Below are 19,181 nucleotides of genomic sequence, written 5' to 3'. Positions count from 1 at the left end.
AGCATACCTAACAACAGGCGTGAAAAGAAAGCACTTATGCAATCGGTAGCACTTAAACTAAAGCAAAGTTTGTGCGCGTGCGGCTTGAGTGTCGCAATTCTAGGTTTCGCACCGCAGAGTTTAGCCATAACAGTAGAAGAAGTTCCCAACCCCCGACAAGTAAATGGCGGTTGGGTGACAGATATGGCGCAGGTGTTGACTCCCCAGACGGAAGCACAAATCAACGAAATTATCTCCAAGTTAGAAGCTGAAAATGGCAGTGAAATTGCCGTTGTGACAGTGGCAGAAACAGCACCTTCTGCTACACCCAAAGAATTTGCAACATCCCTGTTTAATCGCTGGAAAATTGGGAAAAAGGGACAGGATAACGGCGTGTTGTTGTTAATTTCTAAGGGCGATCGCCGAGTAGAAATTGAAACTGGATACGGCGTAGAATCCCTATTGCCGGATGCAAAAGCGGGTAGCATTATCCAACAAGAAATCACCCCAAGATTCAAAGAAAACAATTTTGATGGCGGTACGCTGGCTGGAACCAAAGCGATAATTGTAGCTTTGCAAACAAATGAACCGTCTACAACTTCTCCTAACACGAACGTACCCGAAGCAGCTTATAACGCTGATGCACCGAGTAAAAACGATAACGCTGGTATACCCGGTTGGTTGTTAGCGGGGATAGGCGGGATAGGCGGGATAGGCGCGATCGCGTATACCCTATCTCGCCGTCCAGTGTACATCGAACCGAAAGGGCGATCGCAAAGTGACAGTTGGTTTCCCGGACGTTTTCATTGTGCTAATTGCAAACAACCGTTGCAACACTTAAAGCCAGATTTATTGTTACCTTATTTGAGTAAAGGCGAGCAAGTTGCACAAAATATTGGCAGCATCCAATTTGAAGCTTGGCAGTGTCCAACCTGTAGTAAAACTCTCAGCGAACCAGCCTTTCATATCCGCGCCGATATTAACAACTTAGGTGAATTTAGCAATTGCCCCAAGTGTCAAGAATACACAGTCATCCGCAACGAAAAAACTCTTAGGCACGCTACAACTTTTTCTGATGGTATACGCCTGATTACTTACGACTGCCAATATTGTTCCGATCATCGGGAGGAAGAAGAAATTATCCCTCGCCTTCCACCACCGCCACCCCCTAGCAGCGGAAGTAGCAGCAGCAGCGGAAGTAGTGGCGGCAGCGGAAGTAGTGGCGGCGGCGGGAGTAGCGGCGGCGGCGGTGCAGGCGGCAGCTGGTAAAAGGATCTGTTGCACCTTGCCAAGAGCAAAAAAATACACCTTATGGCAGGTCTGCGTAACCAAAATTAAATATATCCTTGGAACGGTTATTATTTAAAACTTCAGCAGTTAAGAGCCAGAAGCTAGAATTCAGAATAATCTTAAAAATCCTGATGTGTAAAAGGCTAAATTCTGAATAATCTAATAACTGTCACAGGAAAAATTGTGGGTACTGGTATTATTCAATTTACCTATAAAATTAGGCTTGAATAATGCCAGTGCATTTTCTTAAAAAGCCAGGTGTTTATTAACAGTGAGGCTAATTTAAAGTGAGAATTGGCGCTTGTTACTTGGGCAACGGAAATTGTGAATTTACCGTTTGGTCTCCCACTCTCAAAGAAGTAGCCGTACAAATTGTTGCTCCAGAACAACGTCTCATTCCCATGCAACAAGATGAGGAAGGCTATTGGAAAGTAAAAGCATCAGGCATTGAACCAGGAACGCTTTACTTCTATAAACTTGAAGGAAACAAAGATAGACCAGACCCTGCCTCAAAATTTCAACCACAGGGAGTACATGGCCCTTCTCAAGTAATTGATACCAATACTTTCGCCTGGGATGATACTAATTGGTCTGGCATACCCCTAGATGAAACGATAATCTATGAATTGCACGTTGGCACCTTCACCCCAGAAGGCACCTTTGAGGCAATGATTCCCCGACTTAGTACCTTGCGAGATTTGGGAATTAATGCCATTGAAATTATGCCAATTGCCCAATTTCCAGGTGAAAGGAACTGGGGATACGATGGCGTTTATCTCTTTGCTGCACAGGATTCTTATGGTGGCCCGGCAGGATTCAAAAAACTCGTCAATGCCTGTCACCAACATGGGATCTCAGTAATTCTCGATGTTGTCTATAACCACCTTGGGCCTGAAGGAAATTACCTATCTGAATTTGGCCCCTACTTCACATCCAAATATCATGGTCATTGGGGAGACGCTTTGAATTTGGATGATAAATATAGCGACGGGGTGAGGAATTTTTGTCTAGAAAACGCCCTTTTCTGGCTTAGAGAATATCACGTAGATGCCTTGAGATTAGATGCAATCCAAGGCATCTACGATTTGGGTGCTAAACACTTTTTAGAGGAACTAGCAGAGTTAGTTGATGAATTTTCTCAAGCTAATGGCCGTAAATGTTATATAACAGCCGAAAGCGATTTAAATGATGTTCGAGTAATTCGACCCAAAGAAGTAGGTGGATGTGGAATAGATGCCCAGTGGAATGACGATTTCCATCACGCACTACACACCTTACTAACAGGAGAAAATGACAGGTATTATCAAGATTTTGGCAAGATTGAACAACTAGAAAAATCCTTCCGCGAAGGCTTTGTTTATTCCGGACAGTACGCCCCTCATAGAAAACGCCGTTATGGTAGTAATTCTAAAGAGGAACCCGGATATCGATTCATTGTCTTTTCCCAGACTCACGACCAGATAGGAAATCGCGTTCTGGCGGAAAGATTATCTAAGCTTGTTTCTCTTGAAGGGCTAAAGCTTGCTGCTGGTGCTGTCTTTCTTTCTCCCTTCATTCCCTTTCTTTTCATGGGGGAAGAATACGGTGAAGAAGCACCTTTTTTCTACTTTGTTAGTCACTCAGACCAAGACTTAATTGAAGCCATCCGCAAGAGTAAAGAAGAAGAATTTAAAGTATTTGCCGGACGAGGCGAGATGCAAGACCCCCAGAGTCCTGACACCTTCCATAAGTGCCAGCTTAACTGGGAACAACGAAAAGAAGGAAAACACAAAATTTTGTGGGAATTCTATCAACAACTACTTCAGCTACGTCGGACAATTCCAGCATTAAGAAAGCTGGATAAGAAAAGTCTAGAAGTATCCAGCGTAGAATCGGATAAAATCCTGTTCCTGCGGCGATGGAATGATGATAGTCAGATATTTTGCATTATGAATTTTAACGATAAAGATGTCGCTTTTACGCCTCCTGCGCCGAGTGGCAACTGGCAAAAGATGTTAGATTCTGCTGATACAAAGTGGATGGGTTCTGGTTCCACATTACCTGATAAACTCACACTAGATAAAGAATTGACAATCAAACCCCAAAGTCTCGCCCTCTACGAAATAGCAGGATAACGCAATTCTTCAAGGCAGTCGCCTGGGAATGCAGTTGGGAGGCAGAGTCTCTACCGTTCTCGTTACTAGGCTGAGCCTGGTAACGAGGATTAATCGAACAGGTTATTTAGGAGTAAAAACTCAATCATGCGGATTCCAACAGCAACATATAGATTTCAATTCAATTCTAGTTTTAAATTTGAAGAAGCAAAAAAAATCATTGCTTATCTGGCTGAATTAGGAATTTCTGATCTTTATGCTTCGCCTATTTTTAAAGCCAGACAAGGCAGCACTCACGGCTATGATGTCGTTGATCCTAACCAAATAAATCCTGAACTAGGAACACAAGAAAACTTTGAAGCGCTGGTGAATGAAGTACAGCATTACGACATGGGATGGGTGCAAGATATTGTGCCTAATCATATGGCTTATGATAGCCAAAACCAGTTGTTAATGGACGTGATGGAAAATGGTTCTAATTCCGAATCTTTCGACTACTTCGACATTGAATGGAATCACCCTTATGAAGCTATCAGAGGAAGAGTGCTTACGCCTCTACTAGGAAATTATTATGGAGATTGCTTGGAAAATGGCGAAATTCAATTAAAGTATGATCACTCTGGACTAAGCGTTAATTACTATAGCCTGAGACTACCCGTAAAAATAGAATCTTATGCTAAGTTTGTCACTCTTAATTTGGGTAAATTAACTAAAGCGTTGGGAAGGTATCATCCAGATTTCGTAAAACTACTTGGTATTCTTTATCTGCTTAAAAATCCTTCTGAGGAACCAAGAGGGAAAGAAAGATACGACCAGATAGCTTTTGTTAAAGGACTGCTTTGGGAACTTTATACGCAAAATCCGGAAGTCAAAGAATTTATTGACAGCAACATAGAGTTTTTTAATGGAGAAAAGGGCAAGCCTGAAAGTTTTAATCCTTTAGATAGTTTACTTTCAGAACAGTTTTATCGTCTTTCTTTCTGGAAAGTAGGAGCGGAAGAACTTAACTACAGAAGATTTTTTACTGTTAATGAGTTGATTTCTGTTAAGGTTGAAGAACTAAAAGTTTTCCATAAAACTCATACTTTAATCGGTCAATTAATTGAATCAGGAAAGATAACCGGACTCAGAATTGACCACATAGACGGACTCTACGATCCAACCGAGTATCTGCAAAGACTCAGAGACAAAACCGGAGATGTTTACATCACCGTGGAAAAAATTCTGGAACATAAAGAAGATTTGCCTAATTACTGGCCGATTGAGGGAACCAGTGGCTATGATTTCTTAAACTACGTTAACGGTATTTTCTGTAAAACTGAAAGCGAACAGCAGCTAAAAGAAATTTATTCCAGATTGACGGGTTTTGAAGCTCCCTATGAGCAGCTTTTCCGGGATAAAAAGAAGCTGATTGTAGAGAGGAATATGGCAGGGGATGTAGATAATTTAGCCTACCTGTTGAAAAGAGTTTCGGGTCATTCCAGAGTAGGGAGTGATTTTACCCAGCACGGTCTACAAAGAGCTTTGACGGAGGTGCTAACACTCTTCCCAGTGTATCGAACTTACATCAATCAAGAGGGTTTGAGAGAAAGCGATCGCTCCTACGTCAAGGAAGTTATCCAAAAAGCCAAAGAGCAAGTCCCACTGCTTTTAAAGGAACTTAATTACATCGAAAAGTTACTTCTTCTGGAAGATGAAGAGTTTGTAACCCCAGAACAAAAAGAGTTACAGCGTCACTTTGTAATGCGGCTTCAGCAGTTAACTGGGCCGCTGATGGCGAAAGGAATTGAGGATACACTTTTATATGTGTATAACCGCCTGATATCGCTCAATGAAGTAGGCGGCGATCCTAGCCAATTTGGAATTACAGTTGCAGACTTTCACGAGTTTAATAAAAGGCAGCAAGAACGCTGGCCTTATAAAATGAATGCTACCGCAACTCACGACACCAAACGCGGTGAAGATGTCAGGACGCGAATTAATGTGATTTCAGAAATTCCCGAAGTGTGGGAAAAACAGGTAAAAACTTGGAGCGAGATTAACGCCTCTAAAAAGCGTAAATTGGATAGTCGGACTGTTCCTGAGAAGAATGATGAATACTTGTTTTACCAGACGCTTGTTGGGGCTTTCCCGTTTGAGGAGAGCGAACTGCCAGAATTTGTGGAGCGGGTGAAAGAGTATGCGATTAAGGCTGTCAGAGAAGCTAAGGTGCATACAGCTTGGCTTAGACCAGACACCGATTATGAAAATGGTTTTGTTGCCTTTATTGAAGAGGTAATGAAGCCGTCGGAAGATAATCAATTTTTGCAGGAATTTCTGCCTTTTCAAAAGTTGATATCTTATTATGGAATATTCAATTCACTATCACAAACACTCCTGAAAGTAACGGCTTCTGGCGTACCTGATTTTTACCAAGGAACAGAATTATGGGAGCTGAGTTTGGTAGACCCTGATAACCGTCGTCCGGTTGATTTTGAGCGACGGTTAGGGTTTTTGAAAGACATTAAAGAAAAAGCGCATACAGATATCTTGAAGTTGATTGAGGATTTGTTGGCAAATAAGGAAGATGGCAGGGTTAAGCTTTTCCTAACCGCTAGAATCCTAGAGGCGAGAAAACAAAATTTTGAACTCTTCAAAGAAGGGGATTATTTGCCTCTAGAGGTAGTTGGAAAGTTTAAAGATTGTATTGTTGCTTTTGCGAGGAAGTATGAAAATAGTGTGGCAATTACTATTGCGCCACGATTCCTGACAAGTGTTGTCAAGCAAGGAGAATATCCGCTTGGCGAACAATGGGATGATACCCGGATTGAGTTGGCGCAAGGAATGCCGTCTGAGTGGAAAGATGCGATCGCATCCCAATCAATCAAAGCTAATGCTACAGTGTTGATTGGTGATGCCTTGAAATACTTTCCTGTGGCTTTACTTCTTAGCTAAAGCAATCGTACAATCGTAAAAAAATAAAAAGGAAAAATATTGTGGATCTGAAGTGGCTTGAATGGGCAAAGAAACTACAAGCGATCGCTCAAACGGGTCTGACATACACTACAAACCCTTTTGACATTGAGCGGTACAAGTTGATCCGCGAGATTGCTGCTGAGATAGTGGCTACTTATTCAGAGGGAAATCCACAATATGTCCTCAATCTTTTTGCAGGTGAAGTAGGATATGCCACTCCTAAAGTTGATGTACGAGGAGCCGTATTTCAAGATAATACTCTCTTGTTGGTTAAAGAACGCTCGGATGGTGGTTGGACGCTACCTGGTGGATGGGCTGATGTGGGCGAAAGTCCCAGTGAGTGTATTGAAAAAGAAGTGTATGAAGAATCTGGATTTCATACTCGCGCTGTCAAATTATTGGCTGTCTATGACAGAAACAGACACCCACATCCACCCATTCCAGAGTATGTTTACAAACTCTTTTTTCAGTGCGAGCTATTGAGCGGCTCTCCATCATTGAGTATAGAGACAAGTGAAGTGGCATTCTTTGCTGAAAACGAAATTCCAGAGTTATCTCTCAGTCGCGTTACGCCTACTCAGATAGCCAAAGTCTTCGAGTATTCTCGACATCCAGATTGGCCTACAGCCTTTGATTAGGAGCATTTAACCACCCTTTAGATGATGGGAGCATCCAAATCACTCATAGCTAATGCTACGTTGTTAATTTGGGAAACCTAGAAATATTTTCCTGTGGTTTTACTTATTAGCCACGCAACAACTGAGTACAAAAAAAAACAGTTTCTCAACCAAATTGAGGAGAATATCTTAAATGCTCAGTCAGGCGGAAAAAGATAATTTCAAGCAGCAATTGGCTGCTTTCTTCAATGGGAGAACTAATTACGATAAAGAAAGTGATTTTCACCCTCGTCTTGCTAATCGACTGCTTGAAATTTTTCAGCTACACAACGGTCAAAAAATACTTGATGTGGCAACTGGTACTGGTTTAGTTGCCATCCCTGCTGCAAAAATCGTTGCTCCTGAAGGCAAAGTAATTGGGGTGGATATTTCCACAGGAATGCTCAGTCAAGCGCAACAAAAAATTGATGCCGAAGGTTTGCAGAATATAGAACTTATTGAAGCAGATGCCGACAAGTTAAACTTCAGTAATAATAGCTTTGATGCGATATTATGTTCTTCAGCGATAGTATGGTTTACTGACATACCTGGTGTTTTACGCTTGTGGCATCGTTTTCTAAAAAAAGGTGGGGTAGTAGTATTTTCTACTTTTTCTGACACATCCTTTACTACATATGCACTGATTAAAAAAATAGCTCAAAAATATGGCATTTTTATTTCAGATGTGAAAGAACCGCTTGGTAGCCCTGCTAAGTGTCACAAAATGTTACAAGAGGCAGGATTTGTAGATATTGAAGTCAAAATTGAGCAGTTTGGTGCCTATCTTAATCGCAGTCATGTGGCACAGGCATGGAAAGAAAACTGGAAGACTCCTGGCGGTAATCCGGTGTTGCAGATGGAACTCCAAAAATTAAAACAATTTGAGGCGGAATACATGGCAGAAGTTGAGGTGTTAGCAACAGACCAAGGAATATGGAATGATATTACAACTTTCTTTGTACTAGCTCGAAAGTGAGTAGACTTCCGCCGCAGGGCGGACAGAATGCCCACGCTACAAGAAATATTAAAAGTTAAGGATAAACCGTGAATAGTCAAGATTTAACTCAAAAAGAAACCTTCCTATCTCCCGAAAAAATCAAGGCAGTGAGAGTCTATATCAAGGAAACTTGGAAGACACTATCTCGTTCTCACGAACATATTTTAGATGCTGCCCGCGATCCGAAAATTGACCATTTTCCAGGGAAAAAGTGGCCTATATATATATCGCCAAAAGAAGAGCGATCGCAAATAGAAGCATCTCTACGAAAAGTCCTCAGTCAGGAAGAATTTAATCAAATCGAAATTAGAACTTTACCAGCAGAAGTTGAGCAAATTGAAGAACATGGGTTGCTCTATTTACCTCATGAATATGTAGTTCCTGGCGGTCGCTTTAATGAAATGTACGGATGGGATAGTTATTTCATTCAATTAGGATTACTACAAGATGGAGAACTGGAATTAGCTAAAAGTTTGGTGGAACAGTTAATATATGAAATTGTACATTACGGGACGATTTTAAATGCAAATCGGACGTATATGCTGACGCGATCGCAGCCACCTTTATTAACACCAATGATTCTAGCACTCTATCAGCACACTCAGGATAAGGAGTGGCTGCAATCTGTATTGTCAGCAACAGAAAGTTTTTATTACTACTGGACTTTGCCACCACACTTGAATCAGGCGACAGGACTTTCTCGCTATTTTGCTTTAGGTGAAGGGCCAGCCCCAGAAGTGCTGATTTCCGAACGGGATGAGGAGGGAAGAACTCATTATGACCGGGTACGAGAATATTATCGTAAATTTGAAGTCGAAGCTTATGATGTTAGTTTGTATTACGACCGAGAGAGCGATCGCTTAACTGATTTGTTCTACAAAGGCGACAGGACAATGAGAGAATCTGGCTTTGATCCATCTTATCGTTTTGGCCCTTTCAATGTAGATATTATTCATTATGCTCCCGTTTGCCTGAACGTTTTGATTTACAAAATGGAGGAAGATACAGCAGAAATTAACGATATTTTAGGATACAAAGAAATTGCCCATCAATGGCGCGATCGCGCTGCATCCCGCCGCCAATTAATTGACAAATTTCTTTGGGATGAAGAAGCCGGACTGTACTTTGATTACAACTTTCACACTGGCAAACGTCGCAACTATGAATTTGCTACAACATTTTATCCTTTGTGGGCGGGTATCGCATCCGAAGAACAAGCAAAAAGAGTTGTAGAAAATTTGCCCGACTTCGAGGCCCCCGGAGGATTACTCACCAGCACCCGTGTCACCGGAAGTCAATGGGATGCTCCTTTTGGTTGGGCACCATTACAATTAATTGCAGTTCAAGGATTGCTACGATATGGTTACGAAGAAGATGCTAAACGTTTAGCGCGAAACTTTATATCTTTGTTAGTTCAAGAGTTTGAAAGAACTGGAACACTCCTAGAGAAATATGACGTTTATAACTGTTCAGCCGATGTTTCCGATGAAATTCATTTCGGATACAGTTCCAATGAAATTGGTTTTGGTTGGACAAATGCAGTTTTTCTGGAACTATTAGCCATTTTGGATTAAAACCTCTCGGTACGCAAAGGGACGCAGAGTTAAATATTTCTCTGCGTTGTTTTTTGTTTCCTTTTCAAGAAAGGTGCGATCGCGCCTTTCCCTGAAGGGAGTTTCTGAAGATAGAGAAAAGCTTCTGTCTATTAGGAAAAGAAGCTAAAAAATTTTATAAAGGGTAGTTATTTATTACTAAGAAAAATACTTACTCTGCATTAGCCAACCCTGCCTTCACTGCGTATGTCTTTATCTTTACAAACTAAATACCAGCAGCGTGTATAACTTGTAACCGACTGATTTAACAATAAATCAAGTCTTCAGGTACAAGCAAGCCACCAACATTAGTAGCTAACTTGAAATTATATAAACAAAGTGTTTGTTAAGGCAGTGCTGGAAACGCAACGCTCTGCGATCGCGTTTTCATCAGCATAACAATTAACAATCTACAGCTAACCGCTTTGATTAGAGCTGTAGATTGAGAAATTGAGGTAGAACAGGGGATAGACCATGATTAAAAATGATTTGGAATACTATAACTTGAATGCTGATAAATGGTGGAAGGAAGATGAGGTATTATATCTGCCTGACCATTTAAACAAATCTAGGTTTGAATTTTTTAATAGCTATGTCCCCAATTGGAAAGGACTCAAAGTTTTGGATGTGGGTTGCGGAGGTGGATTAGCCTGCGAATTCCTAGCCAAGCGAGGAGCTAATGTATCTGGTATAGATTTATCTTTCACCTCAATTAAAGCAGCACAAGAACACGCCCAAAAGAGCGGCCTATTAATTGACTACAAATGGGGAACTGCTGAAGACCTCCCTTATGAGGAGAATACATTTGATGCCGTTGTGTGTTTTGATGTTTTAGAGCATATCGCTGATTTGGAAAAAGTTATCTCAGAAGCTTACAGAGTATTAAAGAGAAATGGGATGTTTTTATTTGATACAATCAACAGAACTTTTAAGTCAAAAGTGATAATGATTTGGCTTTTGGAGGATATTTTAAAGCAGATACCGCGAGGGCTTCACGACTGGAATAAATTTATTAAACCCGATGAATTAATTGATTTAATGGAAACAACCGGTTTCAAAAATCTTGAAATTAAAGGGTTTGATCTGACTGATGGCACTAATTTTAAAACGCTAAGAGATATGGTATTTAAAGGGTTAAATAGTCGCAGACATGGGGACAGGGCAGAGTTATTTAACATCCAAATTAACGATGACACTTCTGTATGCTATATCGGCAAAGCTGTTAAGCTATGATGCTAAGGCTGAGGGAATAGGGTTTTCTTCTACTTTCTCTCTCATTCCCAGAACTGGAAATGAAAGAGGAGGCTCCAGCCTCCTCTTGAGCTGAAATCTGTTTGGATTGGAAACGAGAGACAGAGCTTTATTCATGCGTTCCCAGACCACAGCCTGAGAACGAGAAAAGGTATGCTAAGGTAATCGTTCTAAGTAGCAAATGTACCTTTTTTTGCCTTTTTGCCTCTTACTCTTTATCTTGTTAAGACTCGCGTCCTGTCGCCCATTTATCGCGCCATTTTACTGTCCCTTCGTTGGCAATAACCCAACGACGACCGACGTTATTTTCGCGTAATGGTGACTGACCTTCACGCCACAGCGCGTATTTATAAGTAATCAACTTTCCAGCACTTTCGTTAAAGGGAATTTCCCCAAACCAAGTGTTAGTGTTGATGTATTCCAGAGGGTAAGCTTTGGATATATCCCAATTACCTAACTCCGGACAATCTCCCATTACCACAACAGTTTCTCCAGGCTTTGTTTCTACAGCATTGAGTTGTACTCGCACAATGGTTTGCCCTTTGATGCGTTCCCCAACGTGACTGATGACAATTACATCCTGTGCTTCTAGTTCTAAGTTTTGTAACTCTCCGTCTTTAACTTCAAATTTGCGCCGCGACAAAATATCGGCATGTTCTCCTTCTGGTAACTCTGTATCAACTGATTCCAGCTTAACAGCTTCACCACGATTCATCGCCACAAAAAGTATAGAATCTCGGTAACGACGAACGTAACAATAAACATCAGGTGTCAGATATTTTTGCCACTGACTTCCCATAGATACCGCAGGATTTAGTCGTCGCAAACCTGAGAGTAACCGGATATCTCGATAAAGGGGTGAATTGGTATCCCACTGAGTCATCATGGGGCGATTGTAGGGGTCATTACCGCCGTTTGTATCGTCGTGGAGATACTGTTCTGTGCCGTAGTAGATGCAGGGAATGCCGCGAGAGGTCATAATGAAAGCGATCGCTACCCTGAGCATCTCTGGATTGGGATTCAAAGACTGGAATCGGGGCATATCGTGATTATCAATAAATGTAATCAACTCAGTCGCCCCGTAATAGCGATGATCCAAATCTAGAACATCCTGCATCAGGTGAAATCCACCTTCAGCGCCTTGCGCCAAAGCTGCTCGAATTGCTAAACAAAGACCAAAGTCTAGAATTGTCATCCCAGACTCATTGGCAAATTCCACTGAAAGCTCACTTCGAGGATCGCTAAAAATCCACTCGCCAAAAATGAAAACATCCGGCTTGTGGGTTACAATATCAGCGTTAAATTCTTGCCAAAACCAGATAGGCATATGCTTAACGGTATCCACCCGCAAAGCATCAACTCCCCGGTCTAGCCATTGCTTAATTGCGGATTTAATGTAGTTGCGGTACTCGACATTATTTTCGTTGAAGGTGGCTAAACCAGACAGTTCGCAGTTTTGAACTTGCCACTCATCTTCCCAGTTTTTTACTTCACCATAGTGGTGATACCACCCATTTTTATCATCATTAAAATCAGCAATTTTCACTCCATCGTCGTAGAGTTCACCCTTCTTACCGCTGAAATCTGGGTTGCTGTGGTTACACACAATATCCAGCACCAGTTTCATTTTTCGGGCGTGTAATTCAGTAACTAATTTATCAAAAGTCGTATTTCTGGTTTCTTGAGTTTTGTTGAGTGAAGGTTCTTCATCTTTGCCAATAAAGCGAGGATTGATGCGTTTAAAATCCTTTGTCCAGTAGCCATGAATTGCGGCTTGTTCAACAAACAATGCTTCAACTTGCTCGAATAAGGGAGTCAGCCAAAGTGCTGTAACTCCCATATCTTTTAAATAATCGAGTTTATCAATAATTCCCTGTAAATCTCCACCCCAATATTTTCCCCAATCCTTTGCTTCTGAGTCGAAAAGTTCAGGGTTGGGTCCTTCGCTATTGTCAGGATCACCGTCATAAAAGCGGTCTACAACGATAAAATAAATGGTTTCTTGGCGAAATTCAATATCTCTGGTATAAAGAAATTCTAAATCTATTTCGCTGTCTGATTTAGTTTCGGAGACTATAACTTCAACTTCTGCTTTTGGATCGGTAACTTCATATTGACTTGATGAAGCTTGAGATGGAGGAGTTGATACCATAAATTTTAGTAGTACTGTAAGAGTAAGAGTCTAGCCTTGCGATAGACGTTTTTTAAATTTAACGAGATATGTCCTTTTTTGTATATCTGCCTTAAGACAGTGTTCAGAAATTGTAAAAATATGGTATTGGAATTCAGTTTTGGAAATAATTGTGTATTTGGGTTAAATAACATTAATTGCCCAAAATATTGCAGCGTTTAAATAAAACTTTATTGAAAAAAGCTCCTGTGAATGTAATTTGCGGCTACAGAAACTTTTGTCCGCCTGCGCGGATTAAAACCTTGAAAGCCTGCTTTACGCAGGCTTTGTTTACGTAGCGCCACCATAGGAGGGTGAACGCACTAGCGAAAGACTATTTTAGGGCTTACGCACATCAACACGTTGTAGGGGCATTGCCATGCCCCTACAGCAGAATCAGGCATTCACTAATTAACTGCGTAAGTCCTGTATTTAAAAAGCTTGAATCCATTCGCGGACATCGTATTCTGTCCAAATGCCGTTTTGCCAGTAAGGATCGGCTTCGATTAACTGGCGGACAGTGGCTTCGTCTTCGGCTTCGTAGATACCAAAGACTTTGGTGAGATCCTTAGTAGGGCCAATGGTAATTAAAACACCGGATTCTTTTTGGGCTGCAAGACCGTCTAGATGTGCTTGGCGATAAGGCGATCGCTTCTCTAAAACATCCTCGCAATAACTTCCCCACATCACATATTTAGTCATGGCTAATGGCTAATGGCTAATGGTTAATTGCTAATGGCTAATATAAATAATTAGCCATTACCAAAACTTAACTTCTCAGACTGACACTAAATTTCTCGACCAGTGCTTCTCGAATTTTTTGATGTACGGGTTCGACATCTTCATCGGTGAGAGTGCGATCGCTGGCGCGGTAAACTAACCGCAACGCCAAACTTCGCTGTCCCTCTGGGACATTTTGACCGCGATATTCATCAAACAATTCCACCGATTCCAGTAAAGCACCGCCAGCAGACGCGATCGCTCGTTTAATTTCCGCTACAGAAATTTTAGTCGAGGCAAATAAAGCCAAATCCCGGTTAGCACCGGGGAAAGTCGAGAAAGGTTTGAACACAGGTATCAGGTTTTCATCCCGATCCAGATAGTCTAAGACCACATCCAAATCCATCTCAAAAACGTAGACAGCATCTGGTAAACCCCGCTGTTGCCTCATCTGGGGATGCAGTTGCCCAAACGTACCCAAACGATCACCCTGCAACCACAAAGAAGCTGTGCGTCCCGGATGCAGGCGCGGATCGCGTCGGTCTGGTTGATATTCTACAGGCATTCCCAGCCGTGCAAACAAACTTTCCAGCACTCCCTTGGCTTCAAACCAAGTCATCGGTTGTAATGCGCCTCCCCGCGTCCAAGTACCTTGAGTGGGGTCGCCGCCGATAATTCCCGCCACCGAGTCAGCTTCTATTAGTCCGTCCTCTTCCCGCCAGAATACTCGACCAATCTCAAAGGCGTTCAAGGAACCGTTGCCTTGCTCCAGATTGTACTGGAAAGCATTAATTAAGGCAGATACCAACTCAGTTCGCAGCGATGAGTATTCTGCAAACATAGGATTAGCGATCGCTACCTCGCGATCGTCCTCCGTCTTCGCCACCGAGTAAGAGTAGTGCATTACTTCTGTCAATCCTGCTCCCCGCAAAGCTTCCCTCAGCTTGCGCGTCAGCATTTGGTCGGAGGAAAGATACCCAGGTTCAGTTTTATCTGGCAGAGTGTCGCAGAAATTATCGTAGCCGTAAAGACGGGCGATTTCTTCAATCAAGTCAATTTCCCGCTCTAAGTCTCGGTAACGATAGGGTGGTACTTTCACCATCCAGACTGGGGATTGGGAATTGGGAATTGGGGATTGGGAATTAGGACTCCCTTGTCTCCCTTCCCCAGTCACCAGCGATACTTCACATCCCAGCGCAGTCAAGATCCGCTGCACATCTTCCGGTTGAATTTCACCAGTAGCATCTCCCAACTCTACAGGCCCTAGAACCTGGTTTATCCGGTCAAGACGCAGCTCAATCGAACGCATCCAAGCTGAAGGGTCAGGACGAGTGTCGGCAACTTCCTGAGCCACAGGGGTGCCACTAGCGAACTGAGTCAAAAGCGCGATCGCCCTCTGACAAGCCACCGCCAATTCTGCCTGATTCACCCCCCGTTCGTAGCGTCCAGAGGCCTCCGTCCTTAAATTCTGGCTGCGAGCAGATCGTCGAATTGCTACCGGGTCAAACAAAGCCGCTTCTAAAACTAAATTCTCAGTACCCTGATAAACTTCTGTTTCCTCACCGCCCATCACCCCCGCCAAGGCCACAGGCTTGTCATTGGCAGTAATCAGCAGATTTTGGGGTTGCAAGGTGCGAGTTTGCCCATCCAGCGTTTTCAGGGATTCCCCCCCATTAGCAAAGCGCACGCCGATAGTCAGGGTGTCGCCCCCTGCAATCTGTTGTAAGCGATCGCGATCAAATGCGTGTAGCGGCTGACCCCATTCCAGCAAAATGTAGTTAGTAACATCCACCACATTGTTAATTGGGCGCACCCCAGCCGCTTGCAATCGCTGCTGCAACCACGCCGGAGAAGGCGCAATTTTTACCTTTTCAATTACCGTCCCAATATAGGCGGGGCAAGCTTGCCGCTCTGAAATTCGCACATTTAGACCTGCACTTCCCTCTGGGATAGATACAGAGCCAACTTCTGGTAGTCGGAGAGTCGCACCAGTCAGCGCCGCCACCTCCCGCGCCACGCCCACCATACTCAGAGCATCAGCACGATTCGCCGTAGAAGTCAAGTCTAAAATTACATCATCTAAACCGAGAAGCGATCGCGCATCGCTACCCAACTGCGGATTCTCCAGCTCAAAAATATGAATTCCAGCCGATTCCTTCGCCAAACCCAACTCAGCCAAAGAGCAGATCATCCCAGCAGAAGGTACACCCCGGAGTTTTGCCGGTTTAATCTTCAACTCAACAGCAGGCAGATAAGTCCCCACAGTTGCCACAGGCACATAAATATCAGCCCGCGCATTCGATGCCCCGCAGACGATATTCAAAGGAGACGCTGCCCCCACATCCACAGTACAGACCCGGAGCTTATCCGCATTCGGGTGGGGTTGAATCTCCACAATTTTCCCCACCACCACCCCATCCGCCCAAGTCCGGCGGTCTTCAATGTCTTCCACCTCGAACCCAGCCATAGTCAGCGTGTCCGCCAACTGGGTTGGGGTCATCGTCAAATCAACTAATTCTCGCAGCCAGTTGAGAGAGATACGCATTTACTCTATGTTTTTACCTAGTTCACCCCGATCATTTTACCGCTCAACCCTATAACTACCCTCATTCCCTTATCTTGATTCAGTTTGAAGGGTAAAACCATTCACCTAAGAGTGCTTCCGGGTGTGCTATCAAAGAAATGGAAACAGTTCTTGTTGCCATGCACCCTATACTTTATTAGCCCGTTGGTTTGATTACATTTTTATACCTCCTCTTCTGCAATGATGGAAAAACATCCTGAAATTTGCAGCTACCCCCTCTTAGCAAATTCTTTATAGGAAGATAAACCATCTTCAGGCACTCTTTAAAGAATTGTCCGTATAATCAACATTCTTATTGTCCTTTAATGCCTGGATAATTTAAGTTAGGGTAGCAATATCCGGTTGCAGCATCCCGGTGAGTCTGAATGAGCTACTGCCTTAATCCCGCTTGTCCTAGTCCTCAAAACATCACACACGCCGAAATCTGTCGGGCGTGTGGTTCCAAACTCCTGCTGAGAAAGCGCTATCGAGTGCTGGACGCCTTAGGGCAAGGAGGCTTTGGAGCTACCTTCTTAGCTCATGATGAGTCTCTGCCTGGTGAGCCAAGTTGCGTCATCAAGCAACTGAGACCAGCAACTACTGTAGCCCAAGTCTTACAAATGGCACGCGAGCTATTTGAAAGAGAGGCACGAACCCTGGGAAAGATTGGCAATCATCCCCAGGTACCTCGCCTATTGGACTACTTTGAAGACAATCAGCAGTTTTATCTGGTACAGGAGTATATTAGCGGCTTAACTCTACAGCAGGAAGTGAAAGGATCTGGCCCCTTGAGCGAAGCTGGGGTCAAGCAATTCTTGAGCGAAATCCTGCCTGTGATGCAATATATCCACAGCCAGCAGGTAATTCACCGAGACATCAAACCAGCTAACTTGATTCGCCGCGAACAAGACCGCAAACTGGTTCTGATTGACTTTGGAGCGGTGAAAAACCAGGTCAACCAGGCAGCAAGCAGTTCTGAGCAAACAGCTTTAACAGCTTACGCAATTGGCACACCTGGATTTGCCCCACCAGAACAGATGGCCATGCGCCCAGTTTATGCCAGCGATTTGTATGCTTTGGGTGTCACCTGCATTTATCTGCTGACCGGAAAATCGCCAAAAGACTTAGACTACAATCCGACAACGGGCGAAATGCTCTGGCAAAAGCACGTTCATATTAGCCCTCATTTCACCGACGTCCTCAAGAAAATGCTGGAGGTTTCAGTTCGTCATCGCTATCAGTCTGCCGAAGAAGTGTTGAGAGCGCTTGACCTTGAACCTTATCTCGACACTTTGGCTCAAGGCTTGACCACAGGGAAAGCTACCCCGCAGCGACAACCAGGCGGCCGCTTCAACACTGGAGATTTAAGCGCTCCGACTTACTCCTCATCCCCTTCGGCTGGCACGTCAACCTCAGAACGGCTGGCTATGGCAATTAAAGCGCGTCGAGCCAGGTTAGAAGCGAATGACCCGCAAACGGGGGGCGGTATTCATAGTCGGGCTTTGCCTGGTACTGGTTATACGACTACGCTGAAAAACAGCGATGCTACTGCTGGTTCTAAGGGGAAACTTCCGGCGAAGTTGGATGCAGTCAGCGTACTAAATTACTACACAAAAGGTAGAAGAGACTTTGCTTCGCAAGATTTGAGCTTGCTTAATCTTCAGCGGGTCAATCTATCGGGAGCAATTTTTCATCAGGCAAAGTTGAATAAAACCAACCTTCAGGGAGCTGACCTGTCTAATGCTGATTTTGGTAGGGCGAGTTTAACTGGGGCAATTCTGAAGGAGGCAAATTTAGGCAGGGCTTACTTTAGCACTGCTAATTTGGAAGGAGCTGACCTGCGCGGCGCAGATTTGAGCTTTGCTTATCTGAACCATGCTAATCTCCGAGGGGCGAATCTGTGCGGTGCTAATCTCACCGGGGCAAAAATTACCGAGGAGCAGCTGGCGCAGGCGAAGACGAATTGGGCAACAGTGCTACCGAGTGGGAAACGAGGGTTTTGGTAAACTGATATCTTGCACTATTCGCAATAAGCTGGAGGCAACCGCCTCCTGACTGCTCAAATAAGGTGACAAAATGTCAGTTTAGTTAATTACGTCTAATGTGAATTAGACAAAGGAACGGGAGAGATTGAGAATCAAAGTACCACCCATGAAACTCATCTCTCCGATGACTAGCATAGACTTTCCTAACTTGATGATTGTCGTTTTCGTATTAGTTGACGATTGGTATCAACGGCAGATTGCACCACTTCAGATGGCTCATCCGGGTGTGCGTCCTCGGTTTAGTGACAGCGAGATGCTGACCCTAGCCTTGTTGATGGACTATTTGCCATTTCCGGGAGAAACGCAATTCCTCGGTTTCATCCGTGCCAATTACGCTAGTTGGTTTCCCCATCTGTTAGACCAGAGCCAGTTTAACCGCCGCTTAAGACAACTTGATGGGATGCTAGAACAGTTGCGACGCAGTTGGGTGGTGGAGTTGGGCGGAGTGGGTGAAACTCACCTGTTGATAGACACCAAGCCACTGCCTGTCTTGGGACTCAAGCGTGACAAAACCAGAAGTGACTTTTAAAGGCTTTGCGGCTCCTGGCTATTGTGCAGCACGGCAAATGTACTACTTTGGGTACAAATTGACCTTGCTCACTACCTGGAATGGCATCCCAATTGCCTACGATTTGGTTCCTGCCAACACCGATGAACGGGTTGCTGTTGAGTCTTTATTTGACTCGATTCGCGGTTGCACCATCTACGGCGATAAAGAAAGGCTTTATCGATGCCGATTGGCAGCATCAACTGGGTGGTGGTAAATATGTAGTGAAAAGGTAAATATATAAACTAAAACTACTTTCAATTTTCCACTTTGCGGTGGCTATTTATTTGCCTTGGCAAGCGGTTAGTTTGACAATTAGCATA

Annotated in this window: 13 protein-coding genes; 10 read left to right on the top strand and 3 right to left on the bottom strand. The window is 43.6% G+C overall.

Annotation, left to right across the window (positions count from 1 at the left end; translation table 11 throughout):
• The first annotated feature begins 36 nt into the window (after positions 1–36).
• The 7 genes from H6F66_RS08150 (at position 37) to ubiG (ending at position 10,795) form a co-directional block, all read left to right on the top strand.
• Positions 37–1,248 (top strand): TPM domain-containing protein, encoded by a 1,212-nt coding sequence (locus H6F66_RS08150; protein WP_190420066.1) that lies wholly within the window; start codon positions 37–39, stop codon positions 1,246–1,248.
• 308 nt (positions 1,249–1,556) lie between these two features.
• Entirely contained in the window at positions 1,557–3,383 is a 1,827-nt protein-coding gene (gene treZ, locus H6F66_RS08145) for a malto-oligosyltrehalose trehalohydrolase (protein ID WP_190420064.1), read from the top strand.
• 126 nt (positions 3,384–3,509) lie between these two features.
• The gene (gene treY / locus H6F66_RS08140; RefSeq protein WP_190420062.1) at positions 3,510–6,296 is read left to right on the top strand and encodes a malto-oligosyltrehalose synthase; all 2,787 of its coding nucleotides are present in this window, start codon (positions 3,510–3,512) and stop codon (positions 6,294–6,296) included.
• A gap of 41 nt (positions 6,297–6,337) precedes the next feature.
• Positions 6,338–6,955: an NUDIX hydrolase N-terminal domain-containing protein gene (locus H6F66_RS08135; protein ID WP_190420058.1), complete on the top strand. Its 618-nt coding sequence runs from the start codon at positions 6,338–6,340 to the stop codon at positions 6,953–6,955.
• Between the two features lie 172 nt (positions 6,956–7,127).
• Positions 7,128–7,949 carry a class I SAM-dependent methyltransferase gene (locus tag H6F66_RS08130; protein ID WP_190420056.1) on the top strand — a complete coding sequence of 274 codons (822 nt, stop codon included), beginning with the start codon at positions 7,128–7,130 and terminating at the stop codon, positions 7,947–7,949.
• A 68-nt stretch (positions 7,950–8,017) separates the two neighbouring features.
• Positions 8,018–9,544 (top strand): trehalase family glycosidase, encoded by a 1,527-nt coding sequence (locus tag H6F66_RS08125; RefSeq protein WP_190420054.1) that lies wholly within the window; start codon positions 8,018–8,020, stop codon positions 9,542–9,544.
• 492 nt (positions 9,545–10,036) lie between these two features.
• Entirely contained in the window at positions 10,037–10,795 is a 759-nt protein-coding gene (gene ubiG, locus H6F66_RS08120) for a bifunctional 2-polyprenyl-6-hydroxyphenol methylase/3-demethylubiquinol 3-O-methyltransferase UbiG (protein WP_190420052.1), read from the top strand.
• A 241-nt stretch (positions 10,796–11,036) separates the two neighbouring features.
• Here the strand turns inward: ubiG and H6F66_RS08115 are convergent, their stop codons facing one another.
• The 3 genes from H6F66_RS08115 to pheT form a co-directional block, all read right to left on the bottom strand.
• Positions 11,037–12,965, bottom strand: coding sequence for an alpha-amylase family glycosyl hydrolase (locus H6F66_RS08115; RefSeq protein ID WP_190420050.1), 1,929 nt, complete (start codon positions 12,963–12,965; stop codon positions 11,037–11,039).
• A gap of 450 nt (positions 12,966–13,415) precedes the next feature.
• On the bottom strand, positions 13,416–13,685 hold the full coding sequence (locus H6F66_RS08110) for a YciI family protein (RefSeq protein ID WP_190420048.1): 270 nt from the start codon (positions 13,683–13,685) through the stop codon (positions 13,416–13,418).
• Between the two features lie 67 nt (positions 13,686–13,752).
• The gene (gene pheT / locus H6F66_RS08105) at positions 13,753–16,248 is read right to left on the bottom strand and encodes a phenylalanine--tRNA ligase subunit beta (RefSeq protein ID WP_190420046.1); all 2,496 of its coding nucleotides are present in this window, start codon (positions 16,246–16,248) and stop codon (positions 13,753–13,755) included.
• Between the two features lie 404 nt (positions 16,249–16,652).
• Between pheT and H6F66_RS08100 the strand changes: the two genes are divergently transcribed.
• The 3 genes from H6F66_RS08100 to H6F66_RS08090 all read left to right on the top strand — a co-directional run bounded on the left by H6F66_RS08100 (position 16,653) and on the right by H6F66_RS08090 (position 19,075).
• Positions 16,653–18,272 (top strand): serine/threonine-protein kinase, encoded by a 1,620-nt coding sequence (locus H6F66_RS08100; protein WP_190420044.1) that lies wholly within the window; start codon positions 16,653–16,655, stop codon positions 18,270–18,272.
• Between the two features lie 145 nt (positions 18,273–18,417).
• Positions 18,418–18,840 carry a hypothetical protein gene (locus H6F66_RS08095; RefSeq protein ID WP_190420042.1) on the top strand — a complete coding sequence of 141 codons (423 nt, stop codon included), beginning with the start codon at positions 18,418–18,420 and terminating at the stop codon, positions 18,838–18,840.
• Positions 18,815–19,075, top strand: a complete 261-nt coding sequence (locus tag H6F66_RS08090; protein ID WP_190420040.1) for a transposase — start codon at positions 18,815–18,817, stop codon at positions 19,073–19,075. The genes H6F66_RS08095 and H6F66_RS08090 overlap by 26 nt, the downstream gene beginning before the upstream one ends.
• Positions 19,076–19,181 lie beyond the last annotated feature (106 nt).

Origin of the sequence: Trichocoleus sp. FACHB-6, from assembly GCF_014695815.1 — a bacterium.
Classification (GTDB): domain Bacteria; phylum Cyanobacteriota; class Cyanobacteriia; order Cyanobacteriales; family FACHB-T130; genus Funiculus; species Funiculus sociatus.
Note: the sequence above shows the minus strand (reverse complement) of the source record. Positions and strands in the feature narration are given on the sequence as shown.

Bases quoted from the DNA above. Each gene is read 5' to 3' on its own strand.
- pheT (WP_190420046.1), bottom strand. From the start codon at position 16,248: ATGCGTATCTCTCTCAACTGGCTGCGAGAATTAGTTGATTTGACGATG.
- H6F66_RS08150 (WP_190420066.1), top strand. From the start codon at position 37: ATGCAATCGGTAGCACTTAAACTAAAGCAAAGTTTGTGCGCGTGCGGC.
- H6F66_RS08110 (WP_190420048.1), bottom strand. From the start codon at position 13,685: ATGACTAAATATGTGATGTGGGGAAGTTATTGCGAGGATGTTTTAGAG.
- treY (WP_190420062.1), top strand. From the start codon at position 3,510: ATGCGGATTCCAACAGCAACATATAGATTTCAATTCAATTCTAGTTTT.
- ubiG (WP_190420052.1), top strand. From the start codon at position 10,037: ATGATTAAAAATGATTTGGAATACTATAACTTGAATGCTGATAAATGG.
- H6F66_RS08115 (WP_190420050.1), bottom strand. From the start codon at position 12,965: ATGGTATCAACTCCTCCATCTCAAGCTTCATCAAGTCAATATGAAGTT.
- H6F66_RS08095 (WP_190420042.1), top strand. From the start codon at position 18,418: ATGAAACTCATCTCTCCGATGACTAGCATAGACTTTCCTAACTTGATG.
- H6F66_RS08100 (WP_190420044.1), top strand. From the start codon at position 16,653: ATGAGCTACTGCCTTAATCCCGCTTGTCCTAGTCCTCAAAACATCACA.
- H6F66_RS08130 (WP_190420056.1), top strand. From the start codon at position 7,128: ATGCTCAGTCAGGCGGAAAAAGATAATTTCAAGCAGCAATTGGCTGCT.